Below are 20,340 nucleotides of genomic sequence, written 5' to 3'. Positions count from 1 at the left end.
GGTTATTGCGCTAGTAGGCTCAACAGCGGTGTATATTTGGGCAAGAAAAAAACAAAATACGAAGTAATGTAATCAGCAGAAGGTGCTTCAAAAATCAGTTGAGATGTATGTGAAAAAATTGAAACAAAAACCGTTAGTTGTCGAGGGACAAGAACTTGTACCGATTGCCGAAATGGACAAGAACATGTTCCCATTTCCGATTAGATGAATATCTAAGTGTGAGTAGTGAGTCTCTTATGAGCGACTAACAGGCTAAAGGATGAAGAGACCAGCTTCAACTATGGGGATTCTATGCTAAAGTTTTTATTGACGAGTAGGGCAGGATGCTTAATGTGATTTTGGATCAAGGTAGGTGAAACATATGCAGATATCGTACTTTATGCTGATTTGTCATTGTTATGGACAAGAACTTGAACCGATTACCGTATTGGACAAGAACATGTTCCTATTCCCGATTAGTCATATACCTAATCATTATTTTAGCCGTTAATTCATTAAACTACCCTGAAAATTAACTCATAGCGTAACTCTAAAAAAGACAATACGAAGCTAGGCTCAGCTTACAAAATTTTAAAAAAAGCTGCGTCTTTTGGTTTGAGAAAGTTAATTAGGATGCTTCTGATGTGGACAGAGTTACAGTAAATCCAAGGTTTTCTAGCTTGAAAATCATGAATTTCCTACAGAAGAGTGGTTAAGGAAGAGTGGTAAATGGAAAGATCGGGAGGGGGAAGCTTATAATACGCTTGCGGTGTACATAAAAAAATGGTTAGGTGGAGTAAGAAAGCTTAGACAAATTCTAGGGCAAGAAGGTGTCAGCACGAAAGTATGGGATAAAGAAATAGCAATAAGTGAGTTGAAGGAATGGTATGATCGATATGGTTGCACACCTGGAAGCGCTGTTGCAAGATATAAAAGTGGAACATTGGAACTTACTAAAGAAGAGTATTTAAAGGTATCACTTAACTATGCAATTTATAAACATGTAGGGACAATTTCTGAAGCAATGAATATATTAAGGCATTAAAATAAGAAAAAGCCCGAGCAAACGAAACAACATTGATGTGTAGAAGGAACAATTAAGATATCTCCAATTACCTTGCTAGCACTCCATGAATAAGAGTGCTAGCAAGGAGTAGGAAGAATTTATTTATGCTAATAATGGACAGAATTGTAAATAAAGAGATCAACTTTGTGTCCGGAGTGGCTGGAAGCCAGGTAGCGGGTGGTTACGCTAGAGCCAATATCGCCGCCGGCGGCACCAAACCGGTCATAACCTAATTCCTCCGTATAAGTATTGATAGAAATATACCCTTTGATCAATATTAGCAAGGGTATAACAACCCTTATCGTTTGAGGGTATCAATTTGTACATTTTTGATTCCATCAATGATAAATTTTTCTGAATTTTCTGTACATTCTAAATGTATACGACATTGTCCATACTCCTCGAAGTAATCAATAAAAGCTTCAAGGCTGCCACTTTTCTGATCTGTGATTCCTACCATTTTGTATACATTACTAAAAAATATTTCAATTAGAATATACTTTTCTCGTTCTTGAATTTGAATTTCGATATCTTTATCAAAATTTACATATAGGGGTTTGTCAAAATATTGGAAAATGTCAACAGAATTTTGTATTTGTTTTTTGATTGAATGAAAGTCCTCAAGTTTTTCAATGAATTTCCCCACCATGGGATACAGAATTGTTCCAGTATAGTCGGAGAGTGGAAAAGTTCCAATGAAGATAAAATCTTTTGTTTCATTTAAAGGGATTTTTAAGTACACCCCACATATGTGTACTGCTAAATGATCAACATCTAGTACTTCTAATGTGGCAAGAAGCGTACGTTTCCAACCGATATCAATGATTTGGGACATCCTTCCGATAGATTCACTAAATTCTAATTTGAAAAAATCATCTCTATAATATTGGAATAACTGTTTGAAATAAATTGCCGATTCAGAAAGGTAACCCTTTTCTGCAAACGTTAATGAGATACCGTAGAGTGCAGTCTTATTTTGCGCATTTCGTGATAAACATTCTTCAAAATAATCTATGGCATCGTCATATAATCCGAAAAAGCGATAAAGTTCTCCTTTATGAGAATACGCATTTGATAATTCTGGATCCAATTGTAGCGTTTTATTGATATGAACTAGAGATTCCATGTAAACACCACTTTGAAAGTAAGCAATACTAAGGTTTAAATGTGCGCTTACAAAATCTTGATCTAGCTCTATGCATGCTTTAAAATGTCGAATGGCTTTCTCCATAGAATTATCACGCTTTGATATTAAATACGTGTAGCCTAGGCTGTAATGAGCAATTTCTGATTCCTTGATACTTAAGGTCTTTTCAAACTGTTCGATAGCTTCATCAATTCTATTTAATCTACCTAGGCAGCTTCCTTTAATAAGGTTTGCATCATAATGAGATGGATTCAATTTTAGAACCTCGCTACTATAGTCTAAAGCACGTTTATAATCATCTAGCAATTCAAAGAGAACGGAACAATTGAATTTTATAACTTCCTTTTTATAAAGTTTATCCAAGGCTAAATATATTTCTAAGGATTCTTTAAATTCCCCATTATCCAAATGTTTCTGTGCAAGTTGAATGTTAGTTTCTAACTCATCAAGAATTTCTTCTTTAGTTTCACCTAGCATAGATATAATTTGACTTGGTTCAATAAATTGAGATTCATAAGCACTTTTTATAATGTGATTGACAATGGACTCAGTAGAGTGATTTTTGACAAACATCTCTAATTCAGATATCGACAAAGATCCTCTATTAGCCCTTGAAAATTGAATATGCACCATTAAAGTATTCATGAAGTTTGACAAATCAACTGTGGCTTTATAGTTCTCAAGCCATTTTAGAGCTACGAAATAAAGAGCCATGTATGCCATATTTTCAGGTAATTCTAAGAACTCACATCTAAATAAACAATCCTGTAAATCATTGATTCCTCGTTTGTTTAATTCCTCATAAAAATCTCTCGTGATGGATATCTTCCATGTTTCATCTAGATCAGAATTCATAGCATGTTTGTATCTTTCAATTTTTGTTATTAATTGTCTTAAATCTTCTTGAAAATTAGTACAGACAATCATAATGGTATCCGTCTCAATATTTGGAGTCTCTCGTATAATACCCAATATATCGTTTATATTCATGGATGTCTTTTTGACTTGAGCAGTTATTGTAGAGTTTGTTCGGTGAATGGTGAAATCATTAGTCATTTCTATTCCTAAACTTGTGACCTTTTCTCCTCTATTTAAAGAGTTAAATAGACCAAAAAGAGCACATATATCTTGGTATAAGTAACCTGCTGAGCTATACGATCCTCCTGATAGTTTGGGGCCAAAATATGATGGGAAATTCATTTATAAACCTCCTCTTATTTAAGGATTTTAGTTAATTCGCATAACTAAATACGTTCGTTTCAAAGAAAAGTCATGATACTTTTTGTAGTTTGCAGTTGACTTGTTCAGTGAGTGTTTCGGCTACAATCTTAGAGATTGTACGAAGTCGTCTTCAATTACTATACGACTTAGATGTGTATAGTGTGGAAGTAGGGGTTATTCATAATTGCTGAATCTTTGAACATGGAATTTTTTGTGTTGTTCAAAGTGATTAAGGCGACCGTTAAAAAGTCTTCGAATATCACTGGTGTAATTAACATTTGTGTTATTCTCATAATATCATTATCAGTATCGGTAGGCGCAATTCCGTTAACTTCTAAAGGAAATCTATTTTCTTCTTCAATTCCAATTTTAATTATTGGTTTCCCCCAACGGCCGCGGCTTTAAAGAGATAAGGTCTTGTGGACCCTTGTGGAAGAACGCTCCAATCCATTATCCATTATAACTGAAGATGCTGAATGCGCTCCTAGATTGTCGGGAGCCATCTTAATGGAGGTCTAAATCCATAACATTTGTTTGGAAGTACAGATTCATAAAATTGTAGGGATTGCATAAGCCGGGAGGACGGAGCAATTATGCGTACTCAAACAGATATGAGGTTAGATATGTCCCCCAAACCGTGCTTTTAAGATCATATATAGCTTTTTTTGAGATCGTTCACCGAGATTTCTAATAGAATCTAATTTATAGTAAGTAAGCTGTAGGACTGATAGATGGTAATAATATTATATCGCTTTAAAGAACGGTATACTCTTGTATCAAACTCGGTATTTTCCCCTTCGAAGTGGGATTCGATTGTTTCGTTTGAATTAAATTCCTTGGGTAATCCTAGGACCCAATAAGTTTCATATTCGGATTATGTATCAGATCCTGAAATGAACCTGTTAATGGTTTTTTGCCTAAAGCCTTATTAGCGTCTAATGTTTTTTTGGCTTCTCGTTTACAATGAACGCAACCGTTATTTCGACACGAACTCTGATTGGATCAAATTCTTCATGTCCAAAGGTACACTTCCACCAAACTCTTCGATGCGATTCAGCAGTGACATCTTCCGGAAGGAAGTTTTTTGTTTTAGAAAAGTTCCATTCTTCAACTAAATGGCCAGGGATATCCTTAAAGGAATTGGTACATCGGTGATCTACTAGCATGTTAATCACCTCATACCTAATCAAATATTTCTATCTGAAACCATTATAAACTCTTTACTCAACCATTGTGAATGATGGTGCTCAACTTATACTACTAACAGCCGATTGACATATGGATTAGCGAGAGTTTAAAATCCAATTATTACCTAAATTTAGTTATTATCTACTTTCATAATGGTGAGGTATCTATGACAACGATTAGGGTTTCTCCGGAACAACTTTTTACGATCAGTAAGCAGTTTGCTACAGCCTGTGAAGCCTTTAAGCAAATGAATCAACATCTTATTCAAAGTATGATGAACATAGAAGCTAACTGGGATGGGTCAACAAGAGAGAAGTTTTACGACGATTTTAGAAAATCACAGTTGGTTATGAACGAAGTTGTTGCCCTAACATACTCAATATCTGCTACATTACTTAATCACGGGGAACGGTTCTTGCAAGCTGATCTTCATACGATGAGGGAGTCAGATCCCAATTGTTTTCCGCCTCCTCCGAATGCATGCAGTCCTTTACCAGTGGAGGATAAACGGAATGCGTTCCAAAAATCCGTAGATAGCTTAAAAGAACTTGGGGAAGCTTTTCTACAGTCTGCAGACGATCGGTACCAGAAGCGATATGATAGTGTGGGTGGTTTTCTAGACTACTGGACATTCGGTATTCCTAGTGGATTGGTAAATGGGTATGTGGACCGAGCAGACAAGGCATTTAATTCTCCGCAAGATACGTTGAATTGGTTGACATTTGGAGTACATGGAACGATAAGAGAGGCAACGCTACCTGCAAATGCATGGTCCAGTGAACATTGGGCGAACATGATAGGTGCTGGTGGTATGGTTTTAGGTGTTAGTTCTGTTTTCAAACCCAAAATTCATCTGGAGGCTCCAGTCAAGTACGATGGTGCGGTAGACTTTAGACAGATCTTAAGTAATGGTCAGCGCAACGAATTGCCGCTTACAGATCTTCAAAAGGTGGAGGTAAAGCAATACCTAGACAAACTTGACTTTCCGGAAGAAAACATTGCTTTCGCATATCCAGGCTACTATGATACATGGAATACAGGAATGATGTTTAACCGGCTGGTGGTAAATACGGATGTATTACCGGCAGCGGCCCCAGGTATAGGCACATTAAGTGCCAATTCGCGTATTTCGATGAAGGCTACCTTGGCCCATGAGATTATTGGCCATTATGAAGCAGCCAATGCGGGAAGAGCATTTCCTTTATATAACCTTCCACCAGAAGTGTTAAAAAGGAACTTTGCTTTGGACGAGGCGCAAGCTAGCATTAGAGCAGCTCGGTTTGCTCCTGAGTTATCTTCCACTGAAAGATATGCATTGTTAAGAGATGCGATTGTAAGGCTTCATAACGCGGATCTCAGGGTTAAAGACGTTAAGAGTGAATTATTTATAGATCAGAGATAAGGGAGGCCATCTAGATGGATTCTAGAATGTTATTCGGGGTCGGCTTAGTGCTCGATACTCCGGAATATGGAACAATCGTTGTGGGAGCTAACCCGGATTTTGATGAAATGACACCATCAGCAATCAAAGAATTAATTGGGGATCGGATCGTAATCAAAACTGCGGACAAGGAAGATCAAGTGGCTGAGGTTGTTTCCTTACAGATTAATCATTCAATTGCTGGCAAAAAGAATATTGGCATATGTTTAGGAAACGCTATTTCTCCAGATGATATTCCCGCAGGTGCAGTGATCTATAGCTCACAATAATCTTCAGTTCAGTAATTTTTTTGGAGCCCGTGCTGAAGAAGAATGCAGAAAACAATGTGATGGCAGAGGTATGCACATTCAAGAAGAATTTAATCTGTGAAAGGACTATCAAAAGTTTACTAAATCGTACTGTTCAGGGCTTGTTACTAACCTTTATTATCATGTAAGCCCTACCGTAAGATAAGTAAAATTCTCTGAAGAGAATTCAATTGCATAGATTAATGAAGTTAAGGTAGAGTGAGCTCAAACAGATGTTACACTTATCCCGAAAGACTACTTGGTTCAAAACTCCAAGTGGTCTTTTATAATTAGAAGGGCGATGATAGTATATGATTAAAAGTACCAAATATTGCATTCTCGAAAAACAAGCAAGAGTACAAATTGAGGATGACGTTGCTACCATAGAAGACATTTTCGTTCGTCATTTAAATAGAAATGAAATCCGGTTTGCTTTTTATAAAGCAGATAAATAAACCGGTAAAGATCGGTTTGTACCACGGCCGTTAGATGTGACAGAGGATGAATTGCTGAGTTTATTGAAGGAATCTATACAGAAGAATATTTTCTCTACACATTTTAAGGATGAATTAAAGCGTATTCTGGCAGAGTAGCATGTATACATAATGAAGACATGCACTGCATCGTCATCACATAAGTTTAATATAAAATTGTTTCTGATCTCCAAAATTACGTTCCTAAATCAGATAGGTCGGTAAGGAAAGTCTGTTATTTATTTTTTCAAGGAGGTCGTTAAGTTATGTCGCTTATGGACAGCTTGCTGCAGGAAAATCTCCAAGTGGAGTACAAAAAAGGAAGCGGCAAGGGACAGAAGAACCAACACTCTTACGATATCATTTTTAACGAGATGACATCGGCAGAGTCTATTCGAGCAATTCCAGCCAATATCTAGCTAATGAAATTCGTTACGTTGTCGCTGTAATCCAAATGAAACCATCGATATTTGGTAATGTTGTTCGCGCCTATTAAAATTCTGATGGAGGCCTCGGCCATGCTAATGGCGAAGAGGTAAAGTTACTTCAGCAACACCATAGCAGCCGACGATGTACGACGCAGTTTTATACTTCTATACCCGGTGCGCGGTCGAAGCACTTCTGGATATCGCGGCGGTTCCAGGTCGTGCAGCTCGATGGATACGACGGTAGGGTAAACAATAGGCGGGAATAGCAGCGCCGGCGTAAAACTTCAAGTGGCTGGATAGTGCAGGACAGTTTAAGTAGGTGTCGTAATATTTCTGCCCTGTAGCTACATATTTAAATGCTGTAGACTGAATTAAATTGAAAAATTGTTTTCGCTAATCCACCTTAGTGTTTTTAGGGGAAAAGAATTTAGCTGGTTGACCCATCAATTCCTAAAAGTCAATTTAAATTTAGATCATTTAATTCGGGGGGATCGAGATGAGTTATTCATGTATAGGGTGTGGCGAAGCAGTGGAAAGAAAAGTAGAGTTCAAGCTTTTTACAGCTACACCTATAGAGTATTGCTGTGAAAAATGCCAAAAAAATATACCAAAAACTTTCTCTAAGATCCAAAACAAATCTCTAGAGTTAATAGAAAGAAATCAAAGATTAAATAGCCTGTTTGATCAATTTATTATTGACGATAAAAACACAAACTTGAATGAAACAAATGGCAACTTAATATATGCTGAAAGTTCCTTAACTAATAGAGAGCATATGTTTTCTTTACTTGAGGAGACTCACCGTTTCGCTTACCATGCTAGTTTCGAATGTTATCTATTTTGTCAGATGTTTGAAAAGGCAGAGAGTCACTTTTTTTCTGAGCGTTATTTCTTGACCAACAGTATTATCAAAACAATCGGTGCATGGGAGAAAATTATTCGCTTTCACTGTATATATTATGAGGTTCCGTTAGACGCTGACCCAAAAAAGAACTCATTAGTTCGCCTGAGGAAAAAATTGAACAAGTCAGGCTTCAAAGAAACCCAATTATTCAACGATTTTAGTCTCCTTAAGAGTCATAATAAATTCTCTTCAGTAGATGAAGCGCGAAAGAATAATGACCATAACTTATCATTTCACTTGAGCGGAAATAATGTTATAAGTCAAAGTAAAATAGCAGAAGATATTCTTGATAATCTTGATGCTATTTACAACGGAATCGAAGAAGCTATTGCTTTATTAAAGAATAGAGTAAGATTGGTTACCAAAAATCAAGTCCAGAAGTACGGATTTAAAAATAATGTTCTCAGTGAACCAAAATTGTTAAAGAAAAAGCTTCAGAAGGTGAGGAAAAACTTTAGTCATAGTGACATTACAGATTTTAATGATCTCTCAGTAGGATATATTCAATGGGCTAATCAAAGGTTAGAAGAGGTAATGAATTGGAAGATTAAATTTTCAAGTCCCCCTTTGAATAGGATCTACTATAAACTCATAGATGTAACGGTAAGAATACATGAGAGTGCGAGAAGTATTGGTTATGCAGCTGAAATGTCTCGTACTGCAATGTTACGATCGTATCAAGATCGTGATAAACATTGGGTGAGATTTAATGGCATGAACTATCGGTATTTTATTCATAGTGCCTTAATTCGTATGTATAGTGTTTACGATAAGTTAGGAATGATTCTACAAGATCTCTTTGAATTAGAATTAGGTGATATTACATTTGAAGGTGTGCTACAATATCTTCAAAATCCCAAAAATGAAGACCGTTTTATTAGTTCTTTACCGCCTGTGAAAAAATGCAATTATATAGTCAGTAGTGCTGCGTACAAACAACTATACAGCTCACGTCAAGATTTTTTTCACTTACTAGTGAAACAAGACTTTATGGCTGGGGATTACAAGGAAGTAATGGATTATGAATTGATGATTGCTATTATTGAAAATAGTAAGATGATCTATGCTCTAATTGAGTCCCTTGATACTGCACTAACTCATTTTCATGCAATTGGAGAATATCATTTAAACACCAAAGGGTAGACTATTATAAAGGTGAATGTGTACCACTGCCGACCGGCACCGGAATAATTTATGAGAAAGTTGTGATGGTATCATATTCAAGAATATGGAAAAAGAAATACAAGAAAATAAGGACACTCTTCTTATTAGCTCCGGAACATAAATTCGAGGTACAGTTGCAATTCAAAAATATTATGTTGGTTGATTGAACTTCAATGTATCTCTCATAATGCCACCAGCTGGCCGAACCATAGGCCAGCTTGTTTTATCATTGCAGAATTATATTTTTGTTTTTACTTTACGCTTTAGCCCCGCTTGAATTAAACTAACTTCGTGGATCTAACGACTCCATGAAGTCAATTTAATTATGGGAAGGGAGGTCAACATTATCAGCATTGAAATTATTGTTCTCGTAACAGCTCTGCTTGGTTTGCTTACGAAGGGGTTTGAATTATACTTAGTAATTGAAAAGAATAAGAACAGTAAATAGATTATAGAAATAAGTACATAGACAATAAGGTTGAACGAGTAATTGTCTCGTCTGTCATGCATCACCACAACGGATCTAAAGGTTATAAATCCAGGGCACAACAGCGAAGGCAAAGTTTTTGCAGCAGTCGATTTTGACATGGCTCACGCCTTCTTATGTCGCGCAGGACGTGGGGCAACATTGGGGAGAATCCCATTCCCTTTTTTGCAGAAAGAGTCTTTGGAGCGTTTGAATTCCGGTATCGTGATGTACCAGGAGCGACATATAAACTAGATGCCGGTCCATTTTCCTTTGAACCCGAACGTTGGAATGAGGAAGTCATCACGGATACCCCCGTCATTAGATAGAATTATAAGTTAAGAGAGTAAACGAAATTTCATGTAACAAATGTAGATAATGCAGATAATAAAATAAGAATCCCTAGATATACTTGCTATGATTCTATATAGTCAATAAAAGTAGAAGAAATTTCAAATTAGAAGTGAAAGGATGAAAAAATTGGATTACTTATATATTGATGAAAAAGGTCCGCAAGAAACAATTAGGATTACGACACCCTATGATGAAGAGAAGAAGATCAAGTTAGGAAATGACAACATGTATGTTTATGTTGCTGACTTAATTAAGATAAATGAGAAAAACCTCCTTATAATTGAAGATAAATATAAAATGTTAGAAGAAAAATACATGTCTTCTAGAAATTTTTCTGACGATAGAGAATTAAAAGGAAAAGATATTTTGGACAAGAATTTCAATTATGGTATCGCTAGTCTTAAAAATCGTGAACTAGATTTTTATAGTTCCTTGTTCGACTTACTCCTTGAAAATGATGTTTATAATTTATTATTTTCAATAAATAAAATGTCTCTAGTTGTAGACAATAGATTGACAAGTTGGATTCTCGATATAGAAGAAAAAAACTATATACAATCAGCACGGATTTTAAAATATGCTCTTGTAAAATATTTGGAGAAAGAAGCTAGTGGACGTGTAATTCAATCTATTTTTGATTCAAATATAGGAAATAGAGAAGTTCTTACAGAAATTCAGAAACACATGGTAGCCTTTATTGAAAAGAACCAGCATATAAAGAGAATGGAGAGACAAATACAGAGTTATAGCGGGATAATTCAAGTGATTAGAAAAACAAAGCATTTGATTAAAGACACCCCTTTTGAGCAAGCATCATTTGATTGGAACAAGGTGTCATTTGACATTGATTTGTGGATTACAGAAATGAGCCTTGCCAATAAATTTAATATGCAGTCAACAGAACTGATTCTTGATGAAGGGATACCAATAGAACCGTTCAAAAAATTAAAGTTTCCATCAATAAAAGAAAATGAAGATTCTACTACTCATGTTGGGCTTCGAATTTCTGATGTTTTGGTTGTAATTGTAGGGAAATATATGTCTAAATTAGCGAATGAACTCAGGTACGATAAAAACAATCCAGAAATAAGAAAACTCTTACCCAATGATTGGTTTCAATTTGAGGAAAAACAATTTGATTTATTGAAAAAGATGAATAAATACTTTTTCCCTAATGATTCAATCTATTGTTTTATAGTTGATACATATTTTGATGATGCACTTCTATTTGAAACTTATTTTAGATATATAAGTTCTTATGAATCTTTTCATGATTATAATAAACAAATAGAAACGCATGTAGACAAACATTTTAATTATTTAGCTAAAGCTATGATGTCCAAATGGAAAATGGCAGAAACAAACGAAAATATGGTGAGAAGTATATATGGGAATTTGAATGCAGGTATTAAAGCTGGAGATATCCGTCCTATATGATCAATACTAATTTGGATTTATAAAGTGAAGAGATTGAACAAACCCCAATCGTTGTTTCGATTGGGGTTGTTAACTTTTAAGCGGATTGTTTGAAGAAGTTGCCTTCAGCCGTCATGTACTCTCCTTCGATCTACTTGATATCCGTTAATCTGCTGCGATGACATTTGACTGTACATAATTCTCATTCATCCAAACAATCTCATATAGAATCACTTATACTCCGCATTCTAAGGTTAGGGCGGAGGGTTTTGACTATTAAAACCGATGTTGTCACAGCCATTAGTACCTGGTGAGATTAAAAAAACTGGAAGTCCAGCTTTAAGTGGGACGGATTTAGAATATTAATTCATTACGATAATGGTAGTGTACGTGAATATACAAGACATGGAACTGAAGTAACTGAATGCTTTCCGGAGCTTCAAGAAATAAAATTATCAGTTAAAACCGACATTCTAGATGGAAAATGCATCGCTTTTGATGTTACTCAACCCACAGATCAGCCACCGAAGATCTGGTGGGACGATGCAATGACCCGTTTTCACACGAAAAAGTCTATCGCCGTCAAATCAATCTGGAAAACTTTAAAAGCTCATTTTCCGATAATGTCTTGTGGGTCATGGCGAGTCGGTAATGACGATGACATTTGATAAGAAGCGTGAACTTCTTCAGACGTTGTTAACCCCATCTGGGACAATATCCATAACACCTTTGTATGATGATGGCCTGCAGCTCTTTTTACGAGTAAAACAACAAGGGTTAGAGTGCATAGTTCAGTACAACAGTGATGCACCATATTTTTTAAATGCAAGACCAAAAGATGTAATTACAAAAATAAAGGTATATCAATATGTAACATGCCAGGTCTCAGCAACTCGCAAAGGAGTATTTGGTTGGGGTTTACAAATGGACGGAAAATACGTCGGGATAGTTGAATTCCCACCACATAGAAACATACTGTCTAAGTTTCATTATGAATTAAAAAAACTTGTAAGAAATGATCTGGAACCAGTTTTAAGCTGCAAAGTTCGATTTCAGTGCTTTACCAAAGATGGTAAACTAAGATCACCAATAATAGAGGAACTAGTTGATTGGACTGTAGCATAGCGTGATGCGGAGCCTATGAGAATAACAATTTCCCACCTGAACCTATAACGAATTTTATAGTGAGGTGTATTAGTATGTGCGGTAGATTTACAAAGGAAGAACTATTGGGAATGAGGGATTGTACATAAAGATCAACGTCACAATGATAATTAATCTGAAAAACATGTCGAGGGACAAGAACATAGTCCGATTACCGATTAGATGAGCATCAAAAAAACGATGTGATTAAAATCTCAACAGGCAGCATATTGTAGCACAGTTTTCAATTTTTTTATGGAATAAACAGCTCGATAGAAATAAAAATGGGCGGGTACGTATTAAAAAAGTGAAATTGGCACTAGACTAGCTGCTGAGGACAAGAACTTGTACCGATTACCCGAATTAGACAAGAACATATTCTCATTGCCGATTAGACGTTTATCTAATCGTTATTCTGCCTGTTAATGCATTAAACTGCACATTCCTATTTCGCTTTGAAAATGTGCAAAAAGTGCCTTACTTCCCGCACATTTAAATCAAGAATATTCTACATCGATTTGAGTCCTTTTATCAATTTCAACACAAATTTTCCCCGCAGCTCTTGCTAAGATTTTGCGGATAGGACTTTCTGGATAGCCCTGTTCTCTTAATACATTCAGTATACATTTCCCCTTTTGCGGTAACTCTTTCAGTATCCGCTGATGGCCGGAAAAGATCTACCCAAGATATCAGCAATTTCAGTGAGGGTCCGACCTTCCAGATGCAGCCGGACAGCTAAATATCTTTCATACATCCGGGTACTTTCCGTATTCTTCATAGCCTCTGTTAGTTTTTCAATTTCTTGTTTGAGAGTCATTTTGATCGCCGCCTTTTCAGGTTCTTTTTTATTTCTTACCCGATTCAGGCGGTTCTTAATGTTACGAGTTCAATTTATATTGTAAAAATTAGATTGACATTTTCCATGAATTGGATTATGTTTTATTCACAACGATTTGAAGACTATTAACGAATTGTGTGAATGATATTAACGGAGGTTGTTCTATGATAATTGAAAAGGATTTACTAGCGTTAAGTGATGTAGCAAATTTGTGTGGAACTAGTAGCAGTAATATTTCAAATTGGAGAAAACGTGATCCAAGTTTCCCTGACTCTTTCATTGAAACATCCGCTGGCCCGATATGGAAGGCGGAGGATATTGTTGATTATCTTCAAAAGAAATTTGATGATGAATACGACGCCATTTTTTCAGGCAAAACAGTCATAAAGCGTATGGCTGTAGTGGGAAGAGCACGTGGGGGGAAATCATTTTATAACTCAAGATTTGTAAAAGATAGGCTTGGATTTGTTGAGCTTTTTTGTGGTAATAGCGATGATAAAACTTCTTGCCCAATAAACGTAAAGATATCGGAGTACTATTTCTATGAATCATATGAATTCCATACCGATTTTAATAGTATTTATACTGCAGATGATAAAGATATTGAAATCACTCAATTAAGAGAAAAGGTATCATCACTCGTTAATAAATCATATGGGCAGGACAATATCGAAGTGATGCTTGAGATTGAAGCTGTTTGTAAGGCGATTCAAGCTGTAGAAAGACGATCTAAAAAAAGGAAATGTAACACATATATTGATACCTACCAGAGGCCAAGTGAGTTTTGTAAAGAAATTCTTAGGACTTGCGGCCTTCGGAGTTTAGAGATAGTGGATACTCCAGGGGTTTCTGGGAATGTAGAAGCATCCAAAATCGCTAAATCCGATATATATGTGTTCTTACTAAAACCAGATAATGATGATGAGTCGCAGACTTTAAAGCGAATAGTGACAGAGATAAAAGCTGACGTTGCAACCAGTAAAGCTATCTTCTTGTATAAGAAGGAGGGTGTATTTCTTACCAAAAGGAAGTATGAGGACGCCCGCTTAAAAATACGTAAAGATATGGCTGCATATAATGATTTGTTTACAGATCTTAAAGGCAATATTATTTCTACTGATTTAGAAGTTTTAGACCCATCAAGTCACAGTATACTCTTTCCGACTATGGATAGTGATGAAGTTATTCTTTCCGAAGAATTGTTCCTGGAGGAGATCAGAGAAAAATTGCTTGAAGCGTTTAAACCTGAGGATGAAATAAGTAAAGACGAGGAATTTAAAAAGATAGTTTCAGACCAAGGAGACCAAGCAGTAGAACTAGCTCTGAATATCTTAAGAAACATTCCAATCCATGTTATTAATACAGAAAATATAGAATACACCACTGAGCAGCTACTTAGTGAAAACCATGACAGAGTTATGACCAAAGATAATTATAGGCTTCGTATCGATCTTGATAATGCTTATAGTGAAGAAGCGAATATTCTGGATAGTTACTTCTCATCTTATACGGCTGAAGATTATCCTGAAGGTTGGAAGCAAGTTATAATCAAATATATTCACAAAAAACTAACAGAGAGTATTAGAACAGATCGTGGGTTGGGTGTAGGAACACACCATTGGGAGGAAAGACCAGCTAGAACGATGCTAGTGGAGGAATCGATTTTAGCCGATAGAGTTCTTGCAAGTATTCTGGATACAGACGAGAAATCTAGGAATAGACCTTATAGAAGGGCGTTTATAGATAGTAACATCAGTAGTGCGACTTGGAATTATGTAGGCTGCGTCAATGATGAGGATGCAATTACAAAGCTGAAAATCATAAAAGAGTGTCTACTACATGTTAGCGTGTCAAAACGTAAAGAAATGGTATTGACCAGATATGTTGGTGGACTACGTAAGCTCGCAGAGTATAAGATTCTTAGAAATCTAGGCTATAAAGAGGATAAGTGTATGGACGAGTTAAAATTATTGCCGTTCTAAACGGAAACACCACACGATGCTTATCTGTCGAGGGACAAGAACTTGTACCGATTGCCGAAATGGACAAGAACATGAGCTGATTAACGATTAGATATGTATCTAACTGGTTTTCCATGCAATTTCATTAAGCTAACGGGCAGCATTCCTATTATGAAGAAATACGAGGTTTGAGAACCAAAAAGACTCCTTGATATGATGTTAATGGATCCACAACGCCTGGCCAGGTAACGGATCCAAAAAAAATCAAGGAGACTACAAAATGAGTTCTACTCAAAATGATCGAATTAATCAAATCACTTCGTCTACCTTAATTGTCGGTGTAGACATCGCTAAATTTAAACACGTCGCTCGAGCACAAGACTATCCCGGAGTCAAGTTTGGGAAGCCCATCACGTTTGAAAACAACCGTGATGGCTTCGAAATGTTCGTTCGTTGGCTTAGAAAGATTGCGATGGAGCAAGGGTTTCAGGACGTCATCGTTGGCATGGAACCGACCGGTCACTACTGGCTGAACCTGGCCCATTTTCTAAGAGAACAGCACGTTATGTGCACTGTGGTTAATCCGCTCCACGTGAAGAAAAGCAAAGAACTGGACGATAATTCGCCAACCAAGAACGACATCAAAGATGCTAAAGTCATCGCACAGCTCGTCAAGGATGGAAGATACGCCGTACCTAACCTTCCTCAGGGGATCTATGCCGAACTAAGGGAAGCGATGAAAATTCGCGATCTCCTGTCGACTGACTTGCGCGTGGTGCAAGGCCGCGTCCATAACGGGTTGGATCGGTATTTTCCAGAGTTCCTCACTGTTTTTAAGGATTGGGAATGCAAGTCCGCACGTCAAATGCTCAGTCTTTGTTTGTTGCCGAATGAGCTGGTTTCTGAGTCTGAGGAAGCCTTGCTAAGTCACCTCAGAAAGGTTGCCAAGCGAGGTCTCGGCATTGAGCGTATGAGAAGTCTGAAAGCAGTGGCAAGCCGTTCCGTTGGTATCCGAGAAGGTACAGCACTAGCAAAACTCGAGCTTAGGCTGTTGTTAACACAGTACGAGCTGCTTGAAGGAAAGTTTGAAGAGCTTGAAACAAGGCTGGATGAGCTCTTGGAGCAGGTCCCGCATGTGAAGCAACTACTGGCCATAAAAGGAATTGGCCGGGACAGTATAGCCGGGTTCCTCTCCTGAAATTGGCGACATTGAACGTTATCGGCATCCCAAACAGATTATATAAGTTCATGAAATCATATATGAGAATGGCCGAACAGGTAGGGATCAGAAATGCAAATAATGATATAATGAAAATGTTTGGAGTAACAACAGTTGGATTTATTTGCCTTCGCGTAGATTTTGTGTTCAAACGAGTATTCGGTAGTGAGAACAATAGGGATACGTAATAGAACCATTTTCAGGATAGATAGGGCTTTTTACAAAATAATCTACATTCCATAGTTTCTGCGAACAGATATTTACAGGAGTTGATTAACATTGAGCTCGATTAATGAATTATGGAAGATATATAATCAAATGCGAGAAAAGGGGGAGCGGGTTACATTACAAGCTATTTTACGTGAAGCTCGGAGCCAAGGGTTGCTCTTATCGATCGAGGAAACAGCCAACTTGGCCTGGTCAATAGAGAGGACAGAGATTCTTGTTCCACCACCACTGGTGAGAAAAACTATATCTTCGTTCATTGCCCGAAAGACTTATCAAAAGGTTCTCGACCCTTGGGACCGGTTTGGAGGATTAATCCGGCTAGCAAAACCGGATTCTGAACGTCATTCCATTTTACACAATACTATAGATGAAGAGATGTTCAGTGCGATTAACGGGAATACGGATATAGAGACCAAAGTTGGTAATCCGCTGGAAACGCTTGATAAATATGATGATCAGTGGGATTTAATTATTTCATCACCACCATTTGGGACGCCACGAGATAAAATTACGGTTGAAAACAGAGGGCGAGTAGAGACTCTTGCTGACTCGATGGAATTGCTCGTTCTTTTCCAGGCTTGTACAAAGCTTAATCAGGAAGGGACTGCTCTATTTGTAGTATCATCCCGCTTCTTTCAATCCGTCAGCTTTAAGCATTTGTCATTGATCGGTATTCATCTTGAAGCTATCGTACACTTCCCCCCGGGAACCTTTGCTCCTTACACACAAATTAGTACGTATATGGTTGTAATGAGACGTGCTGATCCTTCCAGGTTGACGTTTATTGCGGAAATCGGATCAGAAGATGATATTCAACCTGTCTTAAACAACATGGCCGCAGGTAAGAAGGGAAAGACGCTGGAACGTGGTACGTTTATTGACCCTTATTCATTTAGCTCCTTTAAGGAAGTTCAGCTAGAACGTGATATCGGTCAATTGTCCCGGAGGATGAATTTGACTCCGGTGACAATGACCTCAATCAAGAAAGAAATCAATCTGTGGAACGCCAAATGGGAAGAAGGATTCAAGGATCTTCCGAACGCTGTGTATTTGCCGATTAGCGGCCAATCGGATACTGTTGCACGATTGTCTGACCTGAGGCTTAAATCAAACAATTACATACAAATCGTATTGGACAGTGAGAAAGCGAACGCAGAATATGTAGCACGATTTTTCTGCACAGAGATGGGACAAATGATAAGAAAGTACTTATCAAAAGGAAGTGCCTTTTCGAGGATTTCGCTTTCTAGACTTAAAGAATGTGAAGTTTATTTTCCTTCGATAGAGACACAGACCCTGATGAACGATGTTCAGAATGAAATTACCGAGCTGCGAGCTATGCTTTATACAATCGAACAACAACTCTGGAACAAGCCCAACGATGTAGAAAAAACCATGAAATCTCTGAAAAGAATCAACAGAGAATCTGGTTTTGAGTCGTGGATGGAGACGATGCCCTTCCCAATGGCTTCGATCCTGTGGAGGTATTATGCAGAATCAAACGTCAGGTTAAAGAAAGAACATCTCTTTCACTTTTTTGAAGCAATGACACAGTTTAACACGACGCTGCTTTTAAGTGGCCTAAAGTCCGATTCCGGCTTGCTTGAATTACATAGAGATACGGTTTTCGCGGACTTCAAGAAGGAGTCACTGTATCGCTCCACGTTTGGCACATGGATTGTGCTGGGTGAACGAATTGCTAAAATTATCCGAACTGAAATGGGAAATCAGGACAGAAAAGAAATTTGCCTTAAGGCTTTTCGAGCGGGACGACCCGAACTAATCAATTTCCTATCCAGCAAGAAAACCTTTGAAGTGTTGAAGCGAACCGCCGAATTCCGGAACAGATGGAAGGGCCACGGGGGAATCGAGAATGACCAGGAAGCTAAGAAACGATTGAGCGCTTTGGAGTCGGAATTGGCAGCCTTGCGTGAACTTATGATTGACACGTACGAGGGTTATCAGATTATTTGTCCAGAGAATGGAATGCGCAAATCAGGCATTTTCCATATGCATGTCTATTCATTAATGGGAACGAGGCAAATTTTCAAAAGAATCAGCATTCAGACCACACTTATGCCGGACAGCGAAAAGCTGTATCTGTATTCTGAGGGAAATCCTGAACCTCTAGAATTGCTGCCATTCATTAAACTTAAGTTTGGAAAATCGCCTGATGAGAATGCTTGCTACTTCTATAATAGTGTTGAAAAATCTGGTTTCCGATGGATATCGTATCATTTTGATAAAGAAGGGGAACTTGTTGAGGCCGATGATGTATTAGAGCAACTGCTGGATAGTTTAATTTGAGGTAGACGAATTACAGTCGTCAAAGAGTCCATGGGAAACCGTACTTGGACTCTATTCCATTGTAATCGTCTTTTTTTCGAGGATACAACTTTAAATAGGACGATTGATCAAACACAAGAGAACTTTAATTTGTAAAAGTAACATGTCGGGGGACAAGAACTTGTACCGATTACCGAAAAGGACAAGAACATGGTCCCATTAACGATTAGGCATTTTTTCGAAGATCCCTAAGTCGGCTTTGGAAATACGCTTTGCGAGCAAGTATTAATCAGCGCAAAACGAATCTTACGAAGTGCTGGAAGAAGTCGAGAACGAATGTACTGAACCTGCGTAAGCTGGGAATACCGGAAGGTCGAGGGAAGCGCGGTACTGTCTCGTTCCATAACGAGCTAAAAACGTACCGGCGGGGTATTATGTCTTCCCTCTGCCCAGTACGAACCCCTGTGTCAATTGTACTCAAGAGGTTGAACCGCCGTAAACCAAACGGTACTTACGGTAGTGTGAAGAAGGTCGGCTGGTAGCCTCCTAGCCGATTATTAAGCAACTAAAACCTTGACCGAATGATCAAATAATAGATAAGAAATTTCTGTAAGAGTGAGAAGGTAGAGTGTGTTAAAATGTATAGATAATTATACCTATATCAGAATAGCAGACGTAGCCATAAGATGTATATCGATGTTTTAATATATGATGATTAGGAGGACGTACATATGTATAATATTGCGGAAGATTACTGGCAAATTATTAAACATAGCTTTTTGCGAAAGTATAAGACCAATATTTATGCTGGGGATTTAAGTCTGAAACAAGTCGCGGATAATGAATCACTAAAAAAAATTGATTTTCAGTTTATAGATGCAATCCGTGATGTTGAACGCGATCTATTTACGGGAAGGAACACTTTATTACGTGAAGTGATTGACTTTTTTATGGATTATAGTATCAAAAACTCTAAAAAAGATAAGAAAACTCAATTGCTGTCGAGGGACAAGAACATATTCCCATTGAAGTCGCTAATTTAGCGGCTTTTTTTTTATCGGTACAAGTTCTTGTCCCAAGCTAAGGACAAGAACTTGTACCGATTGCCGGAATGGACAAGAACATAGTCCG

General features: G+C 37.5%; 15 protein-coding genes and 1 pseudogene. 13 read left to right on the top strand and 3 right to left on the bottom strand.

What is annotated here, in order from left to right:
- Positions 1 to 748: 748 nt before the first annotated feature.
- Together RSX24_RS31680 and RSX24_RS31675 are read left to right on the top strand one after the other, a co-directional pair.
- A complete protein-coding gene (locus RSX24_RS31680) occupies positions 749 to 1,024 on the top strand; it encodes a hypothetical protein (RefSeq protein ID WP_343262825.1) in 276 nt (91 codons plus the stop codon).
- 125 nt (positions 1,025 to 1,149) lie between these two features.
- Positions 1,150 to 1,278, top strand: coding sequence for a hypothetical protein (locus RSX24_RS31675; protein ID WP_343262824.1), 129 nt, complete (start codon positions 1,150 to 1,152; stop codon positions 1,276 to 1,278).
- A 65-nt stretch (positions 1,279 to 1,343) separates the two neighbouring features.
- On the opposite strand, the gene RSX24_RS31670 is transcribed toward RSX24_RS31675, so the two are convergent.
- On the bottom strand, positions 1,344 to 3,392 hold the full coding sequence (locus tag RSX24_RS31670) for a tetratricopeptide repeat protein (protein WP_343262823.1): 2,049 nt from the start codon (positions 3,390 to 3,392) through the stop codon (positions 1,344 to 1,346).
- Between the two features lie 956 nt (positions 3,393 to 4,348).
- A complete protein-coding gene (locus RSX24_RS32410) occupies positions 4,349 to 4,579 on the bottom strand; it encodes a zinc-ribbon domain-containing protein (RefSeq protein ID WP_438286912.1) in 231 nt (76 codons plus the stop codon).
- Positions 4,580 to 4,767: 188 nt separating this feature from the next.
- On the opposite strand from RSX24_RS32410, the gene RSX24_RS31665 reads away from it, so the two are divergent.
- The 7 genes from RSX24_RS31665 (at position 4,768) to RSX24_RS31635 (ending at position 12,659) form a co-directional block, all read left to right on the top strand.
- Positions 4,768 to 6,003, top strand: coding sequence for a WXG100 family type VII secretion target (locus tag RSX24_RS31665; protein ID WP_343262822.1), 1,236 nt, complete (start codon positions 4,768 to 4,770; stop codon positions 6,001 to 6,003).
- Positions 6,004 to 6,017: 14 nt separating this feature from the next.
- The gene (locus RSX24_RS31660) at positions 6,018 to 6,311 is read left to right on the top strand and encodes a hypothetical protein (protein ID WP_343262821.1); all 294 of its coding nucleotides are present in this window, start codon (positions 6,018 to 6,020) and stop codon (positions 6,309 to 6,311) included.
- Positions 6,312 to 7,068: 757 nt separating this feature from the next.
- Complete coding sequence (locus RSX24_RS31655) at positions 7,069 to 7,221, top strand: hypothetical protein (RefSeq protein WP_343262820.1); 153 nt, start codon at positions 7,069 to 7,071, stop codon at positions 7,219 to 7,221.
- Between the two features lie 505 nt (positions 7,222 to 7,726).
- Complete coding sequence (locus tag RSX24_RS31650; RefSeq protein WP_343262819.1) at positions 7,727 to 9,277, top strand: Cthe_2314 family HEPN domain-containing protein; 1,551 nt, start codon at positions 7,727 to 7,729, stop codon at positions 9,275 to 9,277.
- Between the two features lie 958 nt (positions 9,278 to 10,235).
- On the top strand, positions 10,236 to 11,555 hold the full coding sequence (locus RSX24_RS31645; RefSeq protein ID WP_343262818.1) for a hypothetical protein: 1,320 nt from the start codon (positions 10,236 to 10,238) through the stop codon (positions 11,553 to 11,555).
- A 338-nt stretch (positions 11,556 to 11,893) separates the two neighbouring features.
- Complete coding sequence (locus RSX24_RS31640) at positions 11,894 to 12,202, top strand: hypothetical protein (RefSeq protein WP_343262827.1); 309 nt, start codon at positions 11,894 to 11,896, stop codon at positions 12,200 to 12,202.
- The gene (locus tag RSX24_RS31635) at positions 12,192 to 12,659 is read left to right on the top strand and encodes a hypothetical protein (protein WP_343262817.1); all 468 of its coding nucleotides are present in this window, start codon (positions 12,192 to 12,194) and stop codon (positions 12,657 to 12,659) included. Before RSX24_RS31640 ends, RSX24_RS31635 begins: the two co-directional genes overlap by 11 nt.
- A 667-nt stretch (positions 12,660 to 13,326) precedes the next feature.
- Here the strand turns inward: RSX24_RS31635 and RSX24_RS32425 are convergent.
- Positions 13,327 to 13,431, bottom strand: a complete 105-nt coding sequence (locus tag RSX24_RS32425) for a helix-turn-helix domain-containing protein (protein WP_343262826.1) — start codon at positions 13,429 to 13,431, stop codon at positions 13,327 to 13,329.
- Positions 13,432 to 13,679: 248 nt separating this feature from the next.
- On the opposite strand from RSX24_RS32425, the gene RSX24_RS31625 reads away from it, so the two are divergent.
- From RSX24_RS31625 to RSX24_RS31610, 4 genes and pseudogenes are all read left to right on the top strand, one after another.
- Positions 13,680 to 15,497: a hypothetical protein gene (locus RSX24_RS31625; RefSeq protein WP_343262816.1), complete on the top strand. Its 1,818-nt coding sequence runs from the start codon at positions 13,680 to 13,682 to the stop codon at positions 15,495 to 15,497.
- 259 nt (positions 15,498 to 15,756) lie between these two features.
- Positions 15,757 to 16,717, top strand: a pseudogene (locus RSX24_RS31620) (IS110 family RNA-guided transposase); the annotation flags it as partial.
- A gap of 257 nt (positions 16,718 to 16,974) precedes the next feature.
- Complete coding sequence (locus RSX24_RS31615; RefSeq protein WP_343262814.1) at positions 16,975 to 19,230, top strand: type I restriction-modification system subunit M/S; 2,256 nt, start codon at positions 16,975 to 16,977, stop codon at positions 19,228 to 19,230.
- A 710-nt stretch (positions 19,231 to 19,940) separates the two neighbouring features.
- Positions 19,941 to 20,252: a hypothetical protein gene (locus tag RSX24_RS31610; protein ID WP_343262813.1), complete on the top strand. Its 312-nt coding sequence runs from the start codon at positions 19,941 to 19,943 to the stop codon at positions 20,250 to 20,252.
- The last annotated feature ends 88 nt before the right edge of the window (positions 20,253 to 20,340 follow it).

The sequence above is a fragment of the Paenibacillus hubeiensis genome, assembly GCF_032334105.1.
GTDB classification, from domain to species: Bacteria; Bacillota; Bacilli; order Paenibacillales; family Paenibacillaceae; genus Paenibacillus; species Paenibacillus hubeiensis.
This window is presented reverse-complemented; position numbering and strand designations above follow the sequence as displayed.